The sequence below is a fragment of the uncultured Escherichia sp. genome (genome assembly GCF_948475835.1).
Lineage (GTDB): Bacteria > Pseudomonadota > Gammaproteobacteria > Enterobacterales > Enterobacteriaceae > ECMA0423.
The window spans coordinates 1-20,644 of the sequence record NZ_CAOLGM010000080.1 but is presented as its reverse complement, the minus strand read 5'-3'; the positions used below and the strand labels follow the sequence as shown (position 1 = coordinate 20,644).

Here is a 20,644-nt window from a genome sequence, read left to right as displayed (position 1 = left end):
ACTATTCCCTGTATATTCATTCAATCAATTTAATTGGTGAATACTTACTGATAAGTAATGGTGTATGCAGTGTTAGTTTTTACATAACCAGCAGTTGCTGTTTGGTCTGCGACGGCACGAACGTAAGACGCTTTAAAATCATAAACAGCAGATTTTGTCGTTGCATCCAGGGCTTTAGTATACACATCGCCAGGGTTGTTAATTTGAACCTGTTTGATAGTGGAACCATCAATATTGTGCAGAGCGATATTCACGCCGTCAGACGGGTTGTTAATAGACATGTCGTTGTTCAGCGTTCCTTTGCTATTACCAAAGAAAACAGAACCGAAGGTCATTTTAGCTGTACTACCTGGATTCGGATTTGCTTTGCTGCAGTCAACGGTGATGCTGAAAGGTTTGGCTTTAGCGCCAACGGTGTCATTCAGCACGCCAGCATCGATTTCACCAACAGTTGCAGTTTGCAGCAGGATCAGACCATCTTTATTACCGCCGTCAACGCGGGTTTCACAGGTGTTATCAACAACCAGACCACTGATATTTAACTGACCACCATCCATATCAGCAGAAGCAGTACCTGCAACCATTGCCAGCATAAGACCAGACAGGGCAAAACCTAATTTTTTAGACATAAAAATCCTTGAATAAAATTCCATTAGTCAGACTACTGGTTTGAAGAATGACTATTCATGACACAAATGTTATAAGCAGATGCTAGATATTAATGAGCAATGATATTTGTTACCAAAATTTACAACCATTGTTCATTAGGACGCCTATTGTGCACTTTAAGGGCTTTTGAACAAATTAAATTTTCTTAATTCAAAATTAAGCAAAAATAAATTCACAAGTGCAATTGGTTAGGGTATGGCGATGGGATTGATATTTATCTGCGGGAATTTATATTATGTTTCTGCAAAAATGTTTAAACTAAAATTTTTATTAAGGAAAGAGAGGATGTATGATTTTCAGAAAATATTTATATTCGTAATATAAATAAATTACCATTTGCTTAATTTGTCAAATGCTCTTGTATGTAAGACTTCACGCAACGTCTCCCCATCAGGAAACGCCAGCTCCGGTGCAATCTCAAACAGCGGCCACAGCATAAATCCACGATTCTTCATATCGTAGTGCGGAACGGTCAGGCGTTCGGTATTTATCACTTCATTACCAAACAGCATGATATCGAGATCCAGCGTGCGTGGTCCCCAGCGTTCAGCTTTACGAACACGACCCTGTTGCAGTTCTATGCGCTGTGTATGGTTGAGTAACTCTTCCGGGGCGAGCGAAGTTTCAAGCGCCACGGCGGCGTTGAGGTAATCGGGTTGATCTTGCGGCCCCAGCGGTGGGGTGCGGTAAAACGAAGAAACGGCAAGAATGTGGCTTTCAGGGATATCGCCTAATGCTTTCAGGGCAGCATTGACCTGCTCCAGCGGAGAGGCCAGATTGCTGCCTATGGCAATATACGCCACTGTCATGCGGTACCCTCACGACGCGGTGCGCGTTTGCGTGGACGACGAGTACGGCGACGCGGTGACGGCTCTTCATCCAACTCGTTAAGCATCCCTTTTTGATCTGGTGGCGCGGAAACCTGGAACTCACCCCACCATTTCACCAGACGCTGCAGTTCAGCGTTACGTTCAACTTCAGCTCGCAAGGCCAACAGGTCATAAGCCGCACGGAACTTAGGATGCTCCAGCAGTTTCCATGCGCGTTTACCCTGACGACGGGACATACGCAACTGCAACTGCCAGATATCGCGGGTTAACGTCGTCAGACGTTTCGGGATTGCCAGTGAACGGCAGGCTTCGTCCAGCACGTCGTTCATCGCCAGCGCGAAAGCGTCGTGATAGGTCAGGCCGCTTTCCTGGGCAATCTTCTGTGCCGTCTCCAGCAGTGGGTACCAGAACATGGCGGCAAACAGGAACGCCGGGTTCACGCGCATATCGTTATGGATACGCGTATCGGTATTCTTCAGCACCTGTTCAATGATCCGCTCCATCGGGCTGTCGCCATTTTCCGTGAAGTAGCGGGTAATGGTCGGGAACAGCGGCTGGAACAGATGATATTCACACAACAGCTTATAGGTATCGTAACCGTAGCCCGCTTGTAGCAGTTTAAGCGATTCTTCAAACAGGCGTGCCGGTGGGATATCGTTCAACAGGGTAGCGAGGCGAGGGATCGGTTCTGCGGTTTCCGGGCTGATGCGCATACCCAATTTGGCGGCAAAACGTACCGCGCGCAGCATACGTACCGGATCTTCACGGTAGCGCGTTTCCGGGTTACCAATCAGACGGATAACGCCGTCCTTCAGATCCTTCATACCGCCAACGTAATCACGGACGGTAAAATCCGCTACGCTGTAATAGAGGCTGTTGATAGTGAAATCGCGGCGCTGGGCGTCTTCTTCGATGGAGCCGAAAATGTTGTCGCGCAGCAACATGCCGTTTTGCCCGCGTTGGGAGGTCGTGCGGTCGCTGACGTTACCTTCGTGGTGTCCACGGAAGGTCGCAACTTCGATAATCTCCGGGCCAAACATTACATGAGCCAGACGGAAACGGCGACCCACCAGGCGGCAGTTACGGAACAGTTTGCGCACCTGCTCAGGCGTGGCGTTAGTGGTTACGTCAAAATCTTTCGGCTTTTTGCCAAGTAACAGGTCGCGCACGCCGCCGCCAACCAGCCAGGCTTCGTATCCCGCTTTGTTGAGCCTGTACATTACCTTCAGGGCATTTTCACTGATATCTTTGCGGGAAATAGCATGCTGCTCACGCGGGATCACCGTCACCTGTGGACGGGCGACTGCCTGTTCAGCCTCGCTTTCCTCGCGGCTTAGCACCTTGCGGCAAAAATTAGCGACTCGGGTAAAAATAGTACACCTCGGTAGTGTCAAACATCATTCAGGACAAAAAAATAGCGGCTAATCATAGCTCAGCATGACGCATTTGAGAATGTTGAATTTACAATTGCCGACTCGGGCACGGCGGTAAGCCGCCAGTTTTTGACGGCTGACTGAAGGATTTGCTCGACGCTGAAATCCTGCCAGTGTGCTTCTGCCTGCTGCCCCAGAAATTGAAGTGCCGCGATTAGTACCGGGCGTGGATCGCCTTTCGGCAACGCAGGCGCATGATTCTGCTTGGAAAGTTTAGCGCCTTGTGGATTAAGCGCCAGCGGCAGATGAATGTAATCTGGCACTTTCCAGCCAAAAAGCTGGTACAGCGAGATTTGCCTTACTGTTGGTTCAATCAGATCAGCCCCACGCACTATTTCTGTAACGCCCTGAAAATGATCATCAACCACAACAGCCAGGTTGTAGGCGAACAACCCATCACGGCGATGAATGATAAAATCTTCCCGTGCCAGTTTTTCGTCGGCGTGAATAATGCCGCGCAGCTGGTCAGTAAATTGCGTGACCGGATGCTGCTGGCGGATACGCACTGCGGCGTTGTCTGGTCCATGATGCAACACCCGGCAATGACCGTCGTAAATACCGCCAATGCTTTGAATACGCGCACGCGTACAGGTGCAGTAATAACTTAGTCCTTGTTCATGTAACCAGGCGAGTGCTTCACGATAGGCGTCGTGACGTTGCGATTGCCAGAGAACATCGCCGTCCCAGTGCAGACCGTAATGTTCCAGCTGGCGCAGGATAGTTTCTGCGGCACCGGGAACTTCACGAGGCGGGTCGATATCTTCTATGCGTACCAGCCAGCGACCTTGCCGGGCGCGAGCCTGTAAATAGCTGCCGAGCGCGGCGATCAGAGAGCCAAAATGAAGCTCGCCGGAAGGAGAGGGGGCGAAGCGGCCAATATACTGTGTGTCTGTCATCTCTTTGAACAAAAAATAAGGCGGGAGCATTTCCCGCCTGTGGTAAACGTGATGGAACGGCTGTAATTAGCCAGCCATCTGTTTTTCGCGAATTTCAGCCAGCGTTTTGCAGTCGATGCACAGATCGGCTGTCGGGCGCGCTTCCAGACGGCGAATACCAATTTCAACACCGCAGGATTCGCAGTAGCCGAAATCTTCGTCTTCCACTTTTTTCAGCGTCTTCTCGATCTTTTTGATCAGCTTACGCTCGCGATCGCGGTTACGCAGTTCGAGGCTGAACTCTTCTTCCTGGGCTGCACGGTCTACCGGGTCCGGGAAGTTGGCTGCTTCATCCTGCATATGTGTAACGGTGCGATCGACTTCATCCCTGAGTTGATTACGCCATGCTTCCAGAATACGACGGAAGTGCGCCAGCTGGGCTTCATTCATATACTCTTCGCCCGGCTTCTCCTGATATGGTTCCACCCCAGCGATGGCGAGAATACTCAGGGACGATGTTTTACGGTTTTGCCCTTCTTGCATGTTGCTTCTCCTTAACACGCACTATCGATCCCCATGTTCGGGGGAAAAATGAGGCCGCTATAAATAGCAGATGCTTTTCCGGATAGCAATTATCTAAACGTAACACTTGACAACTGTGTGAGGAAAAGCGTATTTGCGCACGCGACCAGAATGTAAATTAACCAGTTACTTACTTTACTACAATGTAACCGGCAGTGATTTTTTAAGAGCCATGCCTTCAGCAGAAATTTCCGCTTTGTAAGCCAGAATTTCTACCCCCCTCTGTTGAGCTTCTGACAATAGTTGCGCGTATTTCTCATCGATGTGGCGCGCGGGTGAAAACCGTGTAATGGCTGAATGCAGCACGGCGAAAAAGATAACCGCACGCTGGCCTTCAGCCGCTACGCTCATCAACTCCCGAAGGTGTTTCTGACCTCGTTCAGTGACCGCATCGGGAAAATATCCCTGTTCGTTCTCCGCTAACGTAACCGATTTCACTTCAATATAGCAGTCTGGACGCGAATCCGCCTGCAACATAAAGTCAATACGGCTGCGTTCTGCGCCGTATTTTACTTCGCTTTTCAGCGAGCTATAGCCTGACAGTTCTGAAATTGATTCATTAAGGATAGCCTCTTTCGTCAACCTGTTAGCCCAAAGCGTATTGACGCAAATAAATGCGCCGCTCTGGCTTTGAGTTAGTTCCCAGGTGTGTGGGTATTTCCGTTTGGTGTTGTCTGAAGTCGAATACCAGACGGTATCGCCAGGCGTTGCACAACCGGTCATCGCACCCGTATTCGGGCAGTGTAGCGTTAATTCGCGACCATCGGGTGTGATCACATCGGCTAAAAAACGTTTGTAACGCTGAATTAGCGTCGCGCGCTGTAGAGGGGGAGAAAATTCCATTGCGACAATCCTTGTTATTGCGTTAGCGCCCAGCGTTTTAGCGGCGTGTAGCGTGTGCGTCCACGGGCAAACGAGGAGGCGTAAAGGGTGAACTCCGTCACCGCATAAGACCAGTTAAAACCTGGCGGCGGGATTGTCACCGCCTCGCTGGCGTCGCGCAATAAGGTAATATGTGGATGAAACGGACGATTGCTTTGAAAACAACCGCTGCGGGCAGCCTGTGAACGGAGCATATTCGCCAGCTGGATTAAGCCGCGTGGAGGCTGACGCATCCCTAACCACACCACACGCGAACGCAGCCATTGTCCGGCGTCATCAAGCGTGAGTGTGAAACCAGGTTGACGAATCCGTCCGGCTAAAAGAGAAAGCGCCTTCTCTTTCTCGGCGCTCACTTCGCCTAAAAATGCCAGAGTCAGATGCAAATTATCGGCGGCGACCGGACGTCCCGCCTCAGGTGGGAAGTGTGTGGCGCGCCAATGGATAATCTGTTCGCGGATTTCTGCAGGTAAGTCGATAGCAAAGAACAGACGTTGCGGTTCAGACATGTGAGGCACTCGGTTATGAATTACCGCGATGCTACAATGTGGCGCGAAGAATGTTAACCCTCTGGAGCGTTTTGTGTCGTCGTTGCCCGTTGCTGCCGTCTTATCTGAATTACTTACCGCTCTCGATTGTGCGCCGCAGGTATTATTAAGTGCGCCGACCGGGGCCGGGAAATCAACCTGGCTGCCGCTGCAACTGCTGGCGCATCCCGGCATTAACGGGAAAATTATCCTGCTGGAGCCGCGTCGTCTGGCGGCGCGTAACGTCGCGCAACGACTGGCGGAGCTGCTTAACGAAAAGCCAGGCGATACCGTTGGCTACCGGATGCGTGCGCAAAACTGCGTCGGGCCGAATACCCGCCTGGAAGTGGTTACCGAAGGCGTGCTGACGCGCATGATCCAGCGTGACCCGGAACTGAGCGGTGTTGGATTGGTGATCCTCGATGAATTTCATGAGCGCAGCTTGCAGGCGGATTTGGCGTTGGCGCTGTTACTCGATGTGCAACAAGGTCTGCGTGATGACCTTAAACTGCTGATTATGTCGGCTACGCTGGATAACGACCGCTTGCAGCAAATGCTGCCAGAAGCGCCCGTCGTCATCTCAGAAGGGCGCTCGTTTCCGGTTGAACGCCATTATTTACCGCTGCCCGCGCATCAGCGTTTTGACGAAGCCGTTGCGGTAGCCACCGCCGAAATGCTGCGTCAGGAAAGCGGATCATTACTGTTATTTTTACCTGGCGTCGGAGAAATTCAGCGTGTGCAGGAACAACTGGCTTCGCGCATCGGCAGTGATGTGTTGCTCTGCCCGCTGTATGGCGCGTTGTCGCTGAACGATCAGCGAAAAGCGATCCTCCCGGCACCGCAAGGGATGCGCAAAGTGGTGCTGGCGACCAATATTGCTGAAACCAGTTTAACCATTGAAGGTATTCGTCTGGTGGTGGATTGTGCCCAGGAGCGTGTGGCGCGTTTTGATCCGCGCACGGGGCTTACGCGACTGATTACTCAACGCGTTAGCCAGGCATCCATGACGCAGCGTGCCGGGCGCGCCGGGCGTCTGGAGCCGGGTATCAGCCTGCATTTAATCGCCAAAGAACAAGCAGAACGCGCCGCGGCGCAAAGTGAACCGGAGATCTTACAAAGCGATCTTTCCGGTTTGCTGATGGAATTACTGCAATGGGGATGCAGCGATCCGGCGCAGATGAGCTGGCTGGATCAACCGCCAACGGTGAATCTACTGGCCGCGAAACGCCTGTTACAAATGCTGGGGGCGCTGGAGGGTGAACGGCTTAGTGCGCAGGGGCAAAAAATGGCAGCGCTGGGTAACGATCCGCGTTTAGCGGCAATGCTGGTTAGCGCGAAGAACGACGACGAAGCTGCTACCGCGGCAAAAATTGCCGCCATTCTCGAAGAGCCGCCACGGATGGGCAATAGTGACCTGGGCGTGGCGTTTTCGCGCAATCAACCAGCCTGGCAGCAACGTAGTCAGCAACTGTTAAAACGCTTAAACGTACGTGGCGGTGAGGCAGACAGTTCGCTTATCGCGCCGCTACTTGCCGGGGCGTTTGCCGATCGCATTGCTCGTCGCCGTGGGCAAGATGGACGCTATCAACTGGCAAACGGCATGGGAGCGATGCTCGATGCCAACGACGCGCTAAGCCGCCACGAATGGTTGATCGCACCGTTATTATTGCAGGGCAGCGCCTCGCCGGATGCGCGGATTTTACTGGCGTTACCGGTCGATATTGATGAATTAGTACAACGCTGTCCGCAGCTGGTGCAGCAATCTGACACCGTGGAATGGGATGACGCGCAAGGTACGCTGAAAGCCTGGCGTCGGCTGCAAATCGGTCAGTTGACGGTGAAAGTGCAGCCACTGGCGAAACCGTCAGAAGACGAGTTGCATCAGGCGATGCTTAACGGCATTCGTGAAAAAGGTTTAAGCGTGCTCAACTGGACGGCGGAAGCGGAACAGCTACGCTTGCGTTTGTTATGCGCCGCAAAGTGGTTGCCGGAATATGACTGGCCAGCGGTTGATGATGAAAGTTTATTGGCGACGCTGGAAACGTGGCTGCTGCCACATATGACTGGCGTACATTCACTACGCGGCCTGAAATCACTCGACATTTATCAGGCACTACGCGGATTACTTGATTGGGGAATGCAGCAACGTCTGGATAGTGAATTGCCTGCGCATTACACTGTGCCGACGGGAAGCCGGATCGCCATTCGTTATCATGAAGATAACCCGCCCGCGCTGGCGGTGAGAATGCAAGAGATGTTTGGCGAGGCCACCAATCCGACGATCGCCCAGGGGCGCGTGCCGCTGGTGCTGGAGTTGCTTTCACCTGCCCAAAGGCCATTACAAATCACACGAGATTTGAGCGCCTTCTGGAAAGGAGCGTACCGTGAGGTGCAAAAAGAGATGAAAGGGCGTTATCCCAAACATGTCTGGCCGGACGACCCGGCAAATACTGCACCGACGCGACGGACGAAAAAGTATTCGTAAGGTTGGTTTTCTCCCTCTCCCTGTGGGAGAGGGCCGGGGTGAGGGCATCAGCGCGCACGTTCACCCTCACCCTAACCCTCTCCCTCAAGGGAGAGGGGACCGATCGAGCACAAATTTTGAGAGATATCTTCTTCTGTCTTGTAACAGAAGAACAGAAAATCGGGCTTTTGCGCCTGAATATTGCGGAGAAAAAGCATGGCCGGGAATGACCGCGAGCCAATTGGACGCAAAGGGAAACCGACGCGTCCGGTCAAACAAAAGGTAAGCCGTCGTCGTTACGAAGATGACGATGATTACGACGATTATGATGACTATGAGGATGAAGAACCGATGCCGCGCAAAGGTAAGGGCAAAGGCAAAGGGCGTAAGCCTCGTGGCAAACGCGGCTGGCTATGGCTACTGCTAAAACTGGCTATCGTTTTTGCCGTGCTGATCGCCATTTACGGCGTTTATCTCGATCAAAAAATTCGTAGCCGTATTGATGGCAAGGTCTGGCAACTGCCTGCGGCAGTTTATGGCCGAATGGTCAATCTTGAGCCAGACATGACCATCAGCAAGAACGAGATGGTGAAGCTGCTGGAGGCGACCCAGTATCGTCAGGTGTCGAAAATGACCCGTCCTGGCGAATTTACCGTGCAGGCCAACAGCATTGAGATGATTCGCCGTCCGTTTGATTTCCCGGACAGTAAAGAAGGACAGGTGCGCGCGCGTCTGACCTTTGATGGCGATCATCTGGCGACGATCGTCAATATGGAGAACAACCGTCAGTTCGGTTTCTTCCGTCTTGATCCGCGTCTGATCACCATGATCTCTTCGCCAAACGGTGAGCAGCGTCTGTTTGTGCCGCGCAGTGGTTTCCCGGATTTGCTGGTGGATACTTTGCTGGCGACAGAAGACCGTCATTTTTACGAGCATGATGGAATCAGTCTCTACTCAATCGGACGTGCGGTGCTGGCAAACCTGACCGCCGGACGCACGGTACAGGGTGCGAGTACGCTGACGCAACAGCTGGTGAAAAACCTGTTCCTCTCCAGCGAGCGTTCTTACTGGCGTAAAGCGAACGAAGCTTACATGGCGCTGATCATGGACGCGCGTTACAGCAAAGACCGTATTCTTGAGCTGTATATGAACGAGGTGTATCTCGGTCAGAGCGGCGACAACGAAATCCGCGGCTTCCCGCTGGCAAGCTTGTATTACTTTGGTCGCCCGGTAGAAGAGCTAAGCCTCGACCAGCAGGCGCTGTTAGTCGGTATGGTGAAAGGGGCGTCCATCTACAACCCGTGGCGTAACCCAAAACTGGCGCTGGAGCGACGTAATCTGGTGCTGCGTCTGCTGCAACAGCAACAGATTATTGATCAAGAACTCTATGACATGTTGAGTGCACGTCCGCTGGGTGTTCAGCCACGCGGTGGGGTGATCTCTCCACAGCCAGCCTTTATGCAACTGGTGCGTCAGGAGCTGCAGGCGAAATTAGGCGATAAGGTAAAAGATCTCTCCGGCGTGAAGATCTTCACTACCTTTGACTCGGTGGCCCAGGACGCGGCAGAAAAAGCCGCCGTGGAAGGCATTCCGGCACTGAAGAAACAGCGTAAGTTGAGCGATCTTGAAACTGCGATTGTGGTCGTCGACCGCTTTAGTGGTGAAGTTCGTGCGATGGTCGGTGGTTCTGAGCCGCAGTTTGCGGGCTACAACCGTGCGATGCAGGCGCGTCGTTCGATTGGTTCCCTTGCAAAACCAGCGACTTATCTGACTGCCTTAAGCCAGCCGAAAATCTATCGTCTGAATACGTGGATTGCGGATGCGCCAATCGCGCTGCGTCAGCCGAATGGCCAGGTCTGGTCACCGCAGAATGATGACCGTCGTTATAGCGAAAGCGGCAGAGTGATGCTGGTGGATGCGTTGACCCGTTCGATGAACGTGCCGACGGTAAATCTGGGGATGGCGCTGGGGCTGCCTGCGGTTACGGAGACCTGGATCAAACTGGGCGTACCGAAAGATCAGTTGCATCCGGTTCCGGCGATGCTGCTGGGGGCGTTGAACTTAACGCCAATCGAAGTGGCGCAGGCGTTCCAGACCATCGCCAGCGGCGGTAACCGTGCACCGCTTTCTGCACTGCGTTCGGTAATTGCGGAAGATGGCAAGGTGCTGTATCAGAGCTTCCCGCAGGCGGAACGCGCTGTTCCGGCGCAGGCGGCGTATCTGACACTATGGACCATGCAGCAGGTGGTACAACGCGGTACGGGTCGTCAGCTTGGGGCGAAATACCCGAACCTGCATCTGGCAGGGAAAACAGGGACTACCAACAATAACGTAGATACCTGGTTTGCAGGCATTGACGGCAGCACGGTGACCATCACCTGGGTAGGCCGTGATAACAACCAGCCGACCAAACTGTATGGAGCCAGCGGGGCAATGTCGATTTATCAGCGTTATCTGGCTAACCAGACGCCAACGCCGCTGAATCTTGTTCCGCCAGAAGATATTGCAGATATGGGCGTGGACTACGACGGCAACTTTGTTTGCAGCGGTGGCATGCGTGTCTTGCCGGTCTGGACCAGCGATCCGCAATCGCTGTGCCAGCAGAGCGAGATGCAGCAGCAGCCGTCAGGCAATCCGTTTGATCAGTCTTCTCAGCCGCAGCAACAGCCGCAACAGCAACCTGCTCAGCAAGAGCAGAAAGACAGCGACGGTGTAGCCGGTTGGATCAAGGATATGTTTGGTAGTAATTAACATCTAAGCGTGAAATACCGGATGGCGAGTTGCCATCCGGTAAAATAACATCCCATCTAAGATATTAACCCTTTCTTTTCATCTGGTTGTTTATTAACCCTTCAGGAACGCTCAGATTGCGTACCGCTTGCGAACCCGCCAGCGTTTCGAATATTATCTTATCTTTATAATAATCATTCTCGTTTACGTTATCATTCACTTTACATCAGAGATATACCAATGGCGCGTTCCAAAACTGCTCAGCCAAAACACTCACTGCGTAAAATCGCAGTTGTAGTAGCCACAGCGGTAAGCGGCATGTCTGTTTATGCACAGGCAGCGGTTGAACCGAAAGAAGACACTATCACCGTTACCGCTGCACCTGCGCCGCAAGAAAGCGCATGGGGGCCTGCTGCAACTATTGCGGCGCGACAGTCTGCTACCGGCACTAAAACCGATACGCCGATTCAAAAAGTGCCACAGTCTATTTCTGTTGTGACCGCCGAAGAGATGGCGCTGCATCAGCCGAAGTCGGTAAAAGAAGCGCTTAGCTACACGCCGGGTGTCTCTGTTGGTACGCGTGGCGCATCCAACACCTATGACCACCTGATCATTCGCGGCTTTGCGGCAGAAGGCCAAAGCCAGAATAACTATCTGAATGGCCTGAAGTTGCAGGGCAACTTCTATAACGATGCAGTCATTGACCCGTATATGCTGGAACGCGCTGAAATTATGCGTGGCCCGGTTTCCGTGCTTTACGGTAAAAGCAGTCCTGGCGGCCTGTTGAATATGGTCAGCAAGCGTCCGACCACCGAACCGCTGAAAGAAGTTCAGTTTAAAGCCGGTACTGACAGCCTGTTCCAGACTGGTTTTGACTTTAGCGATTCGTTGGATGATGACGGTGTTTACTCTTATCGCCTGACCGGTCTTGCGCGTTCTGCCAATGCCCAGCAGAAAGGGTCAGAAGAGCAGCGTTATGCTATTGCACCGGCGTTCACCTGGCGTCCGGATGATAAAACCAATTTCACCTTCCTTTCTTACTTCCAGAACGAGCCGGAAACCGGTTATTACGGCTGGTTGCCGAAAGAGGGAACCGTTGAGCCGCTGCCGAACGGTAAGCGTCTGCCGACAGACTTTAATGAAGGGGCGAAGAACAACACCTATTCTCGTAATGAGAAGATGGTCGGCTACAGCTTCGATCACGAATTTAACGACACCTTTACTGTGCGTCAGAACCTGCGCTTTGCTGAAAACAAAACCTCGCAAAACAGCGTTTATGGTTACGGCGTCTGCTCCGATCCGGCGAATGCTTACAGCAAACAGTGTGCGGCATTAGCGCCAGCGGATAAAGGCCATTATCTGGCACGTAAATACGTCGTTGATGATGAGAAGCTGCAAAACTTCTCCGTTGATACCCAGTTGCAGAGCAAGTTTGCCACTGGCGATATCGACCACACCCTGCTGACCGGTGTCGACTTTATGCGTATGCGTAATGACATCAACGCCTGGTTTGGTTACGACGACTCTGTGCCACTGCTCAATCTGTACAATCCGGTGAATACCGATTTCGACTTCAATGCCAAAGATCCGGCAAACTCCGGCCCTTACCGCATTCTGAATAAGCAGAAACAAACGGGCGTTTATGTTCAGGATCAGGCGCAGTGGGATAAAGTGCTGGTCACCCTGGGCGGTCGTTATGACTGGGCAGATCAAGAATCTCTTAACCGCGTTGCTGGGACGACCGATAAACGTGATGACAAACAGTTTACCTGGCGTGGTGGTGTTAACTACCTGTTTGATAATGGTGTAACACCTTACTTCAGCTATAGCGAATCGTTTGAACCTTCTTCGCAAGTTGGGAAGGATGGTAATATTTTCGCACCGTCTAAAGGTAAGCAGTATGAAGTCGGCGTGAAATATGTACCGGAAGATCGTCCGATTGTAGTTACTGGTGCCGTGTATAATCTCACTAAAACCAACAACCTGATGGCGGACCCTGAGGGTTCCTTCTTCTCGGTTGAAGGTGGCGAGATCCGCGCACGTGGCGTAGAAATCGAAGCGAAAGCGGCGCTGTCGGCGAGTGTTAACGTAGTCGGTTCTTATACTTACACCGATGCGGAATACACCACCGATACTACCTATAAAGGCAATACGCCTGCACAGGTGCCAAAACACATGGCTTCACTGTGGGCTGACTATACCTTCTTTGACGGTCCGCTTTCAGGTCTGACGCTGGGCACCGGTGGTCGTTATACTGGCTCCAGCTATGGTGATCCGGCTAACTCCTTTAAAGTGGGAAGTTATACGGTCGTGGATGCGTTAGTGCGTTATGATCTGGCGCGAGTCGGCATGGCGGGCTCCAACGTGGCGCTGCATGTTAACAACCTGTTCGATCGTGAATACGTCGCCAGCTGCTTTAACACTTATGGCTGCTTCTGGGGCGCAGAACGTCAGGTCGTTGCAACCGCAACCTTCCGTTTCTAATTTCTCTTTTGGGGCACGGATTACCGTGCCCATTTCACAAGTTGGCTGTTATGCAGGAATACACGAATCATTCCGATACCACTTTTGCACTGCGTAATATCTCCTTTCGTGTGCCCGGGCGCACGCTTTTGCATCCGCTGTCGTTAACCTTTCCTGCCGGGAAAGTGACCGGTCTGATTGGTCACAACGGTTCTGGTAAATCCACTCTGCTCAAAATGCTTGGCCGTCATCAGCCTCCGTCAGAAGGGGAGATTCTTCTTGATGCCCAGCCGCTGGAAAGCTGGAGCAGCAAAGCGTTTGCCCGCAAAGTGGCTTATTTGCCGCAGCAGCTTCCTCCGGCAGAAGGGATGACCGTGCGTGAACTGGTGGCGATTGGTCGTTACCCGTGGCATGGCGCGCTGGGGCGCTTTGGTGCGGCAGATCGCGAAAAGGTCGAGGAAGCTATCTCGCTGGTTGGCTTAAAACCGCTGGCGCATCGGCTGGTCGATAGTCTCTCTGGCGGCGAACGTCAGCGGGCGTGGATCGCCATGCTGGTGGCGCAGGATAGCCGTTGTCTGTTGCTCGACGAACCGACCTCGGCGCTGGATATCGCCCACCAGGTTGATGTGCTGTCGCTGGTGCACCGTTTAAGTCAGGAGCGTGGCCTGACGGTCATTGCCGTGTTGCACGATATCAATATGGCGGCACGCTACTGTGATTATCTGGTCGCCCTGCGCGGCGGTGAAATGATTGCTCAGGGAACGCCTGCGGAAATTATGCGCGGCGAAACCCTCGAAATGATTTATGGCATCCCGATGGGTATTTTGCCGCATCCGGCGGGTGCTGCACCTGTGAGTTTTGTTTATTGATGAGCGGCTTACCTCTTATTTCGCGCCGTCGACTGTTAACGGCGATGGCGCTTTCTCCGTTGTTATGGCAGATGAATACCGCCCACGCGGCGGCTATTGATCCCAATCGTATTGTGGCGCTGGAGTGGTTGCCGGTGGAATTACTGCTGGCGCTCGGCATCGTGCCTTACGGCGTGGCGGATACCATCAACTATCGCCTGTGGGTCAGCGAACCACCATTGCCGGACTCAGTGATTGACGTCGGTTTGCGTACAGAACCTAACCTTGAACTGCTGACCGAAATGAAACCGTCGTTTATGGTCTGGTCGGCAGGATATGGCCCTTCATCAGAAATGCTGGCACGTATTGCGCCGGGTCGCGGATTTAACTTCAGTGACGGCAAACAGCCGTTGGCGATGGCGCGTAAATCGCTGACGGAAATGGCAGATTTACTTAACCTGCAAAGCGCAGCGGAAACGCATTTAGCGCAATACGAAGACTTTATCCTCAGCATGAAACCCCGCTTTGTGAAGCGTGGTGCACGCCCGTTACTGCTGACGACGCTTATCGATCCGCGCCATATGCTGGTCTTCGGTCCAAACAGCTTGTTCCAGGAAATTCTCGATGAGTACGGCATCCCAAATGCCTGGCAAGGGGAAACCAACTTCTGGGGCAGTACCGCCGTCAGTATCGATCGTCTGGCGGCGTATAAAGACGTTGATGTGCTCTGTTTTGATCACGACAACAGCAAAGACATGGATGCGCTAATGGCAACCCCGCTGTGGCAGGCCATGCCGTTTGTCCGTACAGGGCGCTTTCAGCGCGTACCCGCAGTCTGGTTTTATGGTGCAACGCTTCCGGCAATGCACTTTGTGCGTGTTCTGGATAACGCCATCGGAGGTAAAGCGTGAGTAAACGAATTGCGCTTTTCCCGGCGTTATTGCTGGCGCTGTTAGTGATTGTCGCTACGGCGCTAACCTGGATGAACTTCTCACAGGCGCTGCCGCGCAGTCAGTGGGCGCAGGCCGCCTGGTCGCCGGATATTGACGTCATCGAGCAGATGATTTTTCACTACAGCTTGTTGCCGCGTCTGGCGATTTCGCTGCTGGTGGGCGCAGGCCTGGGGCTGGTGGGCGTGCTGTTTCAGCAAGTGCTGCGTAATCCGCTGGCGGAACCGACGACACTTGGCGTTGCTACAGGCGCGCAACTGGGAATTACCGTCACCACACTTTGGGCGATCCCAGGTGCTATGGCGAGCCAGTTTGCCGCACTGGTGGGCGCTTGTGTCGTTGGCTTAATCGTCTTTGGCGTCGCGTGGGGGAAACGGCTTTCGCCGGTTACGCTTATTCTCGCGGGGCTGGTGGTGAGCCTTTATTGCGGGGCAATTAATCAGCTACTGGTTATCTTCCATCACGACCAGCTGCAAAGCATGTTCCTGTGGAGCACCGGAACGCTGACGCAAACCGACTGGGGCGGCGTTGAGCGTTTATGGCCGCAGTTGCTGGGCGGCGTGATGTTGACGTTATTGCTACTTCGCCCGTTAACCCTGATGGGGCTTGATGATGGCGTGGCGCGCAATCTCGGGCTGGCCTTGTCGCTCGCGCGTCTGGCAGCGCTGTCGCTGGCGATTGTCATCAGTGCGCTGCTGGTGAACGCTGTGGGGATTATCGGCTTTATCGGGTTGTTCGCGCCGCTGCTGGCAAAAATGCTGGGGGCGCGGCGTCTGCTGCCACGACTGATGCTGGCGTCGCTGATTGGGGCGCTGATCCTCTGGCTTTCCGATCAAATCATCCTCTGGCTGACTCGCGTGTGGATGGAAGTGTCCACCGGTTCGGTCACTGCGTTGATCGGTGCGCCGCTGCTACTGTGGCTGTTGCCGCGTTTACGCAGCATTAGCGCGCCGGATATGAAGGTCAACGATCGTGTCGCGACTGAACGCCAACATGTGCTGGCGTTTGCCCTCGCGGGCGGCGTGCTGCTGTTGATGGCTGTGGTAGTGGCGCTGTCGTTTGGTCGTGATGCGCACGGCTGGACGTGGGCGAGCGGGGCGTTGCTCGAGGATTTAATGCCCTGGCGCTGGCCGCGAATTATGGCGGCGCTGTTTGCGGGCGTCATGCTGGCGGTAGCGGGCTGTATTATTCAGCGGCTGACCGGCAACCCGATGGCAAGCCCGGAAGTGCTGGGGATTAGCTCCGGCGCAGCGTTTGGCGTGGTGTTGATGCTGTTTCTGGTGCCGGGTAATGCCTTTGGCTGGCTGTTACCTGCAGGCAGTCTCGGGGCGGCGGTGACGCTGTTGATCATTATGATCGCCGCCGGACGCGGTGGATTTTCCCCACACCGCATGTTACTGGCGGGGATGGCGTTAAGTACCGCGTTCACCATGCTTTTGATGATGTTGCAGGCAAGTGGTGACCCGCGAATGGCGCAAGTGCTGACCTGGATTTCCGGTTCGACCTACAACGCGACCGATGCGCAGGTCTGGCGCACGGGAATTGTGATGGTAATTTTGCTGGCGATTACCCCGCTGTGCCGCCGCTGGCTGACCATTTTACCGCTGGGTGGTGATACCGCCCGAGCCGTAGGAATGGCGCTGACGCCGACGCGAATTGCGCTGCTGCTGTTAGCGGCTTGCCTGACGGCGACCGCGACGATGACTATTGGACCGTTGAGTTTTGTTGGTTTAATGGCACCGCATATTGCGCGGATGATGGGCTTTCGACGGACGATGCCACACATCGTAATTTCGGCGCTGGTGGGTGGTTTACTGCTGGTGTTCGCTGACTGGTGTGGGCGGATGGTGCTGTTTCCATTCCAGATCCCGGCGGGGCTGCTGTCAACCTTTATCGGCGCGCCATATTTTATCTATTTGTTGAGAAAGCAGAGCCGTTAAGAGAATGCCTCGCCCGGTGGGCGAGGCAAAATCATCACAACTTCGCAAACACCCGACGTGCAGCATCGATGGTGTTATTGATATCTTCCATGCTGTGCGCCACGGACATAAAGCCCGCTTCAAACGCTGACGGTGCCAGGTAAACACCTTCGTCCAGCATCATATGGAAGAAACGCTTAAAGCGTTCCACGTCACAGGCCATCACATCCTGATAGCACGTCACGGACTCGGCGTCGGTAAAGAAAATACCGAACATGCCGCCAACGTGGTTAACGACCAGCGGAATTCCGGCTTCTTTTGCCGCTTCCAGCAGACCTTCTGCCAGACGTGTTGTCAGCTCATCCAGCGTTTCGTGAACGCCCGGCTGCGCGACTTCATTCAGACAGGCGAAACCCGCTGCCATCGCAATCGGGTTACCGGAAAGCGTACCCGCCTGATAGACCGGACCCGTCGGGGCCAGCGCATCCATTACATCACGACGACCACCGAATGCGCCTACCGGCATTCCACCGCCGATGATTTTGCCGAGGCAGGTTAAATCTGGCACTACGCCGTAATAATCCTGTGCACCAGCCAGTGCCACGCGGAAGCCAGTCATTACTTCATCGATGATCAGCAATGCGCCAAATTCGTCGCACAGCGCGCGCAGACCTGGCAGGAACTCTGGCAGCGGCGGAACACAGTTCATATTGCCTGCCACCGGCTCAACGATAATACAGGCAATCTCTTGCGGGTATTGCTCAAACGCGGCGCGTACAGAAGCCAGATCGTTATAAGTACAGGTTAAGGTATGTTTGGCGAAATCTGCCGGAACACCCGGCGAGTTTGGCTGGCCTAACGTGAGTGCGCCAGAACCGGCTTTCACCAGCAGGCAGTCAGCGTGACCGTGGTAACAACCTTCAAATTTAATGATTTTGTCGCGACCGGTAAAACCACGGGCCAGGCGGATGGCGCTCATGGTCGCTTCAGTGCCGGAGTTCACCATGCGCACCATATCCATGGTCGGGACCAGTTCGGTCACCAGTTGCGCCATTTTCACTTCCATTTCGGTTGGTGCACCAAAGCTTAAACCACGCTCGGCGGCTTCAATCACGGCATTGCGGATTGCCGGATGGTTATGGCCCAGCACCATCGGCCCCCAGGAACCGACATAATCGATATAGGCTTTGCCATCAACATCGTACAGATAAGCGCCGTCCGCTTTTTCGATAAACAGTGGAGTGCCGCCCACGCCAGTAAAGGCGCGAACAGGGGAGTTCACACCGCCAGGGATCAGCTCGCGCGCTGCGCTGTAAAGATTTTCAGACTTACTCATGGAGGGTTCCTGATTCGTAGAAAAAGTGAATGGCTGCTATTCTATGTTATTCATAACAAGTTAAATACTCGTCAAACATCAGGCTGCTTGTACTGGTGCAATCCTGATTTCTTAGAGTATAAAAGTTTTGTGCATTTGAAACATTACGCTTTGCAAAGGATTTTCATGGAACGTGCGAGTAAAATGCCGTCATCTTATTTGTATGACCAATAAGTGATCATTGGATGAAAACTGATACTCCCTCTTTAGAAACACCGCAGGCCGCGCGCCTGCGACGCAGACAACTGATTCGCCAACTTCTTGAGCGCGATAAAACCCCGTTAGCCATTTTGTTTATGGCGGCAGTCGTCGGCACGCTTGTCGGGCTGGCAGCGGTTGCTTTTGACAAAGGTGTCGCCTGGTTGCAGAACCAACGTATGGGGGCGCTGGTACATACTGCTGATAATTATCCGCTACTGTTAACCGTCGCTTTTCTCTGTTCGGCGGTGCTGGCGATGTTCGGCTACTTTTTGGTGCGCAAATACGCGCCCGAAGCAGGGGGATCGGGGATCCCGGAAATTGAAGGGGCGCTGGAAGATCAACGTCCTGTTCGCTGGTGGCGTGTATTGCCGGTGAAATTCTTTGGCGGGCTGGGGACACTCGGCGGAGGCATGGTGCTAGGGCGCGAAGGACCAACCGTGCAGATCGGCGGCAATATCGGTCGCATGGTGCTTGATATTTTCCGCCTGAAAGGTGATGAAGCTCGCCATACGCTGCTGGCAACCGGTGCTGCTGCGGGGCTGGCTGCGGCCTTTAACGCGCCGCTGGCGGGTATTTTGTTTATTATCGAAGAGATGCGTCCGCAGTTTCGCTATACGTTAATTTCGATTAAAGCGGTATTTATTGGCGTCATTATGTCGACCATTATGTACCGGATTTTTAATCATGAAGTTGCGTTGATTGACGTCGGTAAACTTTCTGATGCGCCGCTTAATACGCTGTGGCTTTATCTGATCCTCGGTATTATTTTTGGCATTTTCGGCCCTATTTTTAATAAATGGGTGCTGGGGATGCAGGATTTGCTGCACCGTGTGCACGGCGGCAATATTACCAAATGGGTACTGATGGGTGGTGCGATTGGCGGTCTGTGTGGATTGCTGGGGTTTGTGGCACCAGCAACGTCGGGCGGCGGTTTTAACCTGATTCCTATCGCTACCGCGGGGAATTTCAGCATGGGAATGCTGGTGTTTATCTTCGTCGCTCGGGTCATTACCACCTTACTCTGCTTCTCTTCCGGCGCGCCGGGCGGTATTTTTGCCCCGATGCTGGCGCTGGGTACTGTGCTGGGAACCGCTTTCGGAATGGTTGCCGTTGAGCTGTTTCCGCAATATCACCTGGAGGCGGGGACGTTTGCTATTGCCGGAATGGGGGCATTACTGGCGGCATCTATTCGCGCGCCGTTAACGGGGATCATTCTGGTTCTGGAGATGACCGATAACTACCAGCTCATTTTGCCAATGATTATTACCGGTCTTGGCGCAACACTATTAGCGCAATTTACCGGCGGGAAACCGCTATACTCGGCGATTCTTGCGCGCACGCTGGCAAAACAGGAAGCTGAGCAACTGGCGCGAAGCAAGGCTGCATCAGCCAGCGAGAATACTTGAACGAAATACCAGGGTATTAGATAATGGCGATTATTATTGGGTTAGAATTTGCCCAATTGCCGATGTCGTTTGGAGCAAAATATGAGTGATGACGTAGCACTGCCGCTGGAGTTTACCGACGCAGCAGCCAACAAAGTTAAAAGCCTGATCGCTGACGAAGATAACCCGAATCTGAAATTACGCGTGTATATCACCGGTGGCGGTTGCAGCGGCTTCCAGTATGGTTTCACCTTTGATGATCAGGTGAACGAAGGCGATATGACCATCGAAAAACAGGGCGTTGGCCTGGTGGTTGATCCGATGAGCCTGCAATATCTGGTCGGCGGTTCCGTTGACTACACCGAAGGACTGGAAGGTTCTCGTTTCATCGTGACCAACCCGAACGCGAAAAGCACCTGCGGTTGCGGTTCTTCCTTTAGCATCTAATCTGTTGTTCATGTGCCGGATAAACTATCCGGCACATCTTCTCTCTTCAACGCCCATTCTCATCCAG

Annotated in this window: 18 protein-coding genes; 10 read left to right on the top strand and 8 right to left on the bottom strand. The window is 53.3% G+C overall.

Features of this window, described 5'->3' with window-relative positions; translation table 11 throughout:
* Nucleotides 1-44: 44 nt before the first annotated feature.
* The 7 genes from QZF50_RS15540 to thpR all read right to left on the bottom strand — a co-directional run bounded on the left by QZF50_RS15540 (nucleotide 45) and on the right by thpR (nucleotide 5,777).
* The gene (locus QZF50_RS15540) at nucleotides 45-629 is read right to left on the bottom strand and encodes a fimbrial protein (RefSeq protein ID WP_000038438.1); all 585 of its coding nucleotides are present in this window, start codon (nucleotides 627-629) and stop codon (nucleotides 45-47) included.
* A 369-nt stretch (nucleotides 630-998) separates the two neighbouring features.
* Nucleotides 999-1,478 (bottom strand): 2-amino-4-hydroxy-6-hydroxymethyldihydropteridine diphosphokinase, encoded by a 480-nt coding sequence (folK, locus tag QZF50_RS15535; protein WP_000215124.1) that lies wholly within the window; start codon nucleotides 1,476-1,478, stop codon nucleotides 999-1,001.
* Entirely contained in the window at nucleotides 1,475-2,872 is a 1,398-nt protein-coding gene (pcnB, locus tag QZF50_RS15530) for a polynucleotide adenylyltransferase PcnB (protein ID WP_203226324.1), read from the bottom strand. Before pcnB ends, folK begins: the two co-directional genes overlap by 4 nt.
* 59 nt (nucleotides 2,873-2,931) lie before the next feature.
* The gene (gene gluQRS / locus QZF50_RS15525) at nucleotides 2,932-3,828 is read right to left on the bottom strand and encodes a tRNA glutamyl-Q(34) synthetase GluQRS (protein WP_000132715.1); all 897 of its coding nucleotides are present in this window, start codon (nucleotides 3,826-3,828) and stop codon (nucleotides 2,932-2,934) included.
* Nucleotides 3,829-3,894: 66 nt separating this feature from the next.
* Nucleotides 3,895-4,350: an RNA polymerase-binding protein DksA gene (gene dksA, locus QZF50_RS15520; RefSeq protein WP_001155227.1), complete on the bottom strand. Its 456-nt coding sequence runs from the start codon at nucleotides 4,348-4,350 to the stop codon at nucleotides 3,895-3,897.
* Between the two features lie 177 nt (nucleotides 4,351-4,527).
* The gene (gene sfsA, locus QZF50_RS15515; protein WP_000396036.1) at nucleotides 4,528-5,232 is read right to left on the bottom strand and encodes a DNA/RNA nuclease SfsA; all 705 of its coding nucleotides are present in this window, start codon (nucleotides 5,230-5,232) and stop codon (nucleotides 4,528-4,530) included.
* Between the two features lie 14 nt (nucleotides 5,233-5,246).
* A complete protein-coding gene (gene thpR, locus QZF50_RS15510) occupies nucleotides 5,247-5,777 on the bottom strand; it encodes an RNA 2',3'-cyclic phosphodiesterase (protein WP_001294700.1) in 531 nt (176 codons plus the stop codon).
* 73 nt (nucleotides 5,778-5,850) lie between these two features.
* On the opposite strand from thpR, the gene hrpB reads away from it, so the two are divergent.
* The 6 genes from hrpB to fhuB all read left to right on the top strand — a co-directional run bounded on the left by hrpB (nucleotide 5,851) and on the right by fhuB (nucleotide 17,190).
* The gene (gene hrpB, locus QZF50_RS15505) at nucleotides 5,851-8,280 is read left to right on the top strand and encodes an ATP-dependent helicase HrpB (RefSeq protein ID WP_001367042.1); all 2,430 of its coding nucleotides are present in this window, start codon (nucleotides 5,851-5,853) and stop codon (nucleotides 8,278-8,280) included.
* A 195-nt stretch (nucleotides 8,281-8,475) separates the two neighbouring features.
* Nucleotides 8,476-11,010 carry a bifunctional glycosyl transferase/transpeptidase gene (gene mrcB / locus QZF50_RS15500; RefSeq protein WP_000918166.1) on the top strand — a complete coding sequence of 845 codons (2,535 nt, stop codon included), beginning with the start codon at nucleotides 8,476-8,478 and terminating at the stop codon, nucleotides 11,008-11,010.
* Between the two features lie 219 nt (nucleotides 11,011-11,229).
* Nucleotides 11,230-13,473: a ferrichrome porin FhuA gene (gene fhuA / locus QZF50_RS15495; RefSeq protein WP_000124438.1), complete on the top strand. Its 2,244-nt coding sequence runs from the start codon at nucleotides 11,230-11,232 to the stop codon at nucleotides 13,471-13,473.
* Nucleotides 13,474-13,523: 50 nt separating this feature from the next.
* On the top strand, nucleotides 13,524-14,321 hold the full coding sequence (fhuC, locus tag QZF50_RS15490; protein ID WP_001158931.1) for a Fe3+-hydroxamate ABC transporter ATP-binding protein FhuC: 798 nt from the start codon (nucleotides 13,524-13,526) through the stop codon (nucleotides 14,319-14,321).
* Nucleotides 14,321-15,211, top strand: coding sequence for a Fe(3+)-hydroxamate ABC transporter substrate-binding protein FhuD (gene fhuD, locus QZF50_RS15485; RefSeq protein WP_061892091.1), 891 nt, complete (start codon nucleotides 14,321-14,323; stop codon nucleotides 15,209-15,211). Before fhuC ends, fhuD begins: the two co-directional genes overlap by 1 nt.
* A complete protein-coding gene (gene fhuB / locus QZF50_RS15480; RefSeq protein ID WP_001470997.1) occupies nucleotides 15,208-17,190 on the top strand; it encodes a Fe(3+)-hydroxamate ABC transporter permease FhuB in 1,983 nt (660 codons plus the stop codon). Before fhuD ends, fhuB begins: the two co-directional genes overlap by 4 nt.
* Nucleotides 17,191-17,224: 34 nt before the next feature.
* Here the strand turns inward: fhuB and hemL are convergent, their stop codons facing one another.
* Entirely contained in the window at nucleotides 17,225-18,505 is a 1,281-nt protein-coding gene (gene hemL, locus QZF50_RS15475; protein WP_000045308.1) for a glutamate-1-semialdehyde 2,1-aminomutase, read from the bottom strand.
* Nucleotides 18,506-18,670: 165 nt separating this feature from the next.
* Between hemL and yadX the strand changes: the two genes are divergently transcribed.
* From yadX to erpA, 4 genes are read left to right on the top strand one after another with little or no spacing between them, the layout of a single operon-like run.
* On the top strand, nucleotides 18,671-18,718 hold the full coding sequence (yadX, locus tag QZF50_RS15470) for a protein YadX (protein ID WP_211180485.1): 48 nt from the start codon (nucleotides 18,671-18,673) through the stop codon (nucleotides 18,716-18,718).
* Nucleotides 18,719-18,729: 11 nt separating this feature from the next.
* The gene (clcA, locus tag QZF50_RS15465; RefSeq protein WP_000845394.1) at nucleotides 18,730-20,151 is read left to right on the top strand and encodes a H(+)/Cl(-) exchange transporter ClcA; all 1,422 of its coding nucleotides are present in this window, start codon (nucleotides 18,730-18,732) and stop codon (nucleotides 20,149-20,151) included.
* A gap of 23 nt (nucleotides 20,152-20,174) precedes the next feature.
* Nucleotides 20,175-20,240 (top strand): small protein YadW, encoded by a 66-nt coding sequence (gene yadW / locus QZF50_RS15460; protein ID WP_120795373.1) that lies wholly within the window; start codon nucleotides 20,175-20,177, stop codon nucleotides 20,238-20,240.
* Complete coding sequence (gene erpA, locus QZF50_RS15455; RefSeq protein ID WP_001295564.1) at nucleotides 20,233-20,577, top strand: iron-sulfur cluster insertion protein ErpA; 345 nt, start codon at nucleotides 20,233-20,235, stop codon at nucleotides 20,575-20,577. The genes yadW and erpA overlap by 8 nt, the downstream gene beginning before the upstream one ends.
* Nucleotides 20,578-20,644: the final 67 nt, after the last annotated feature.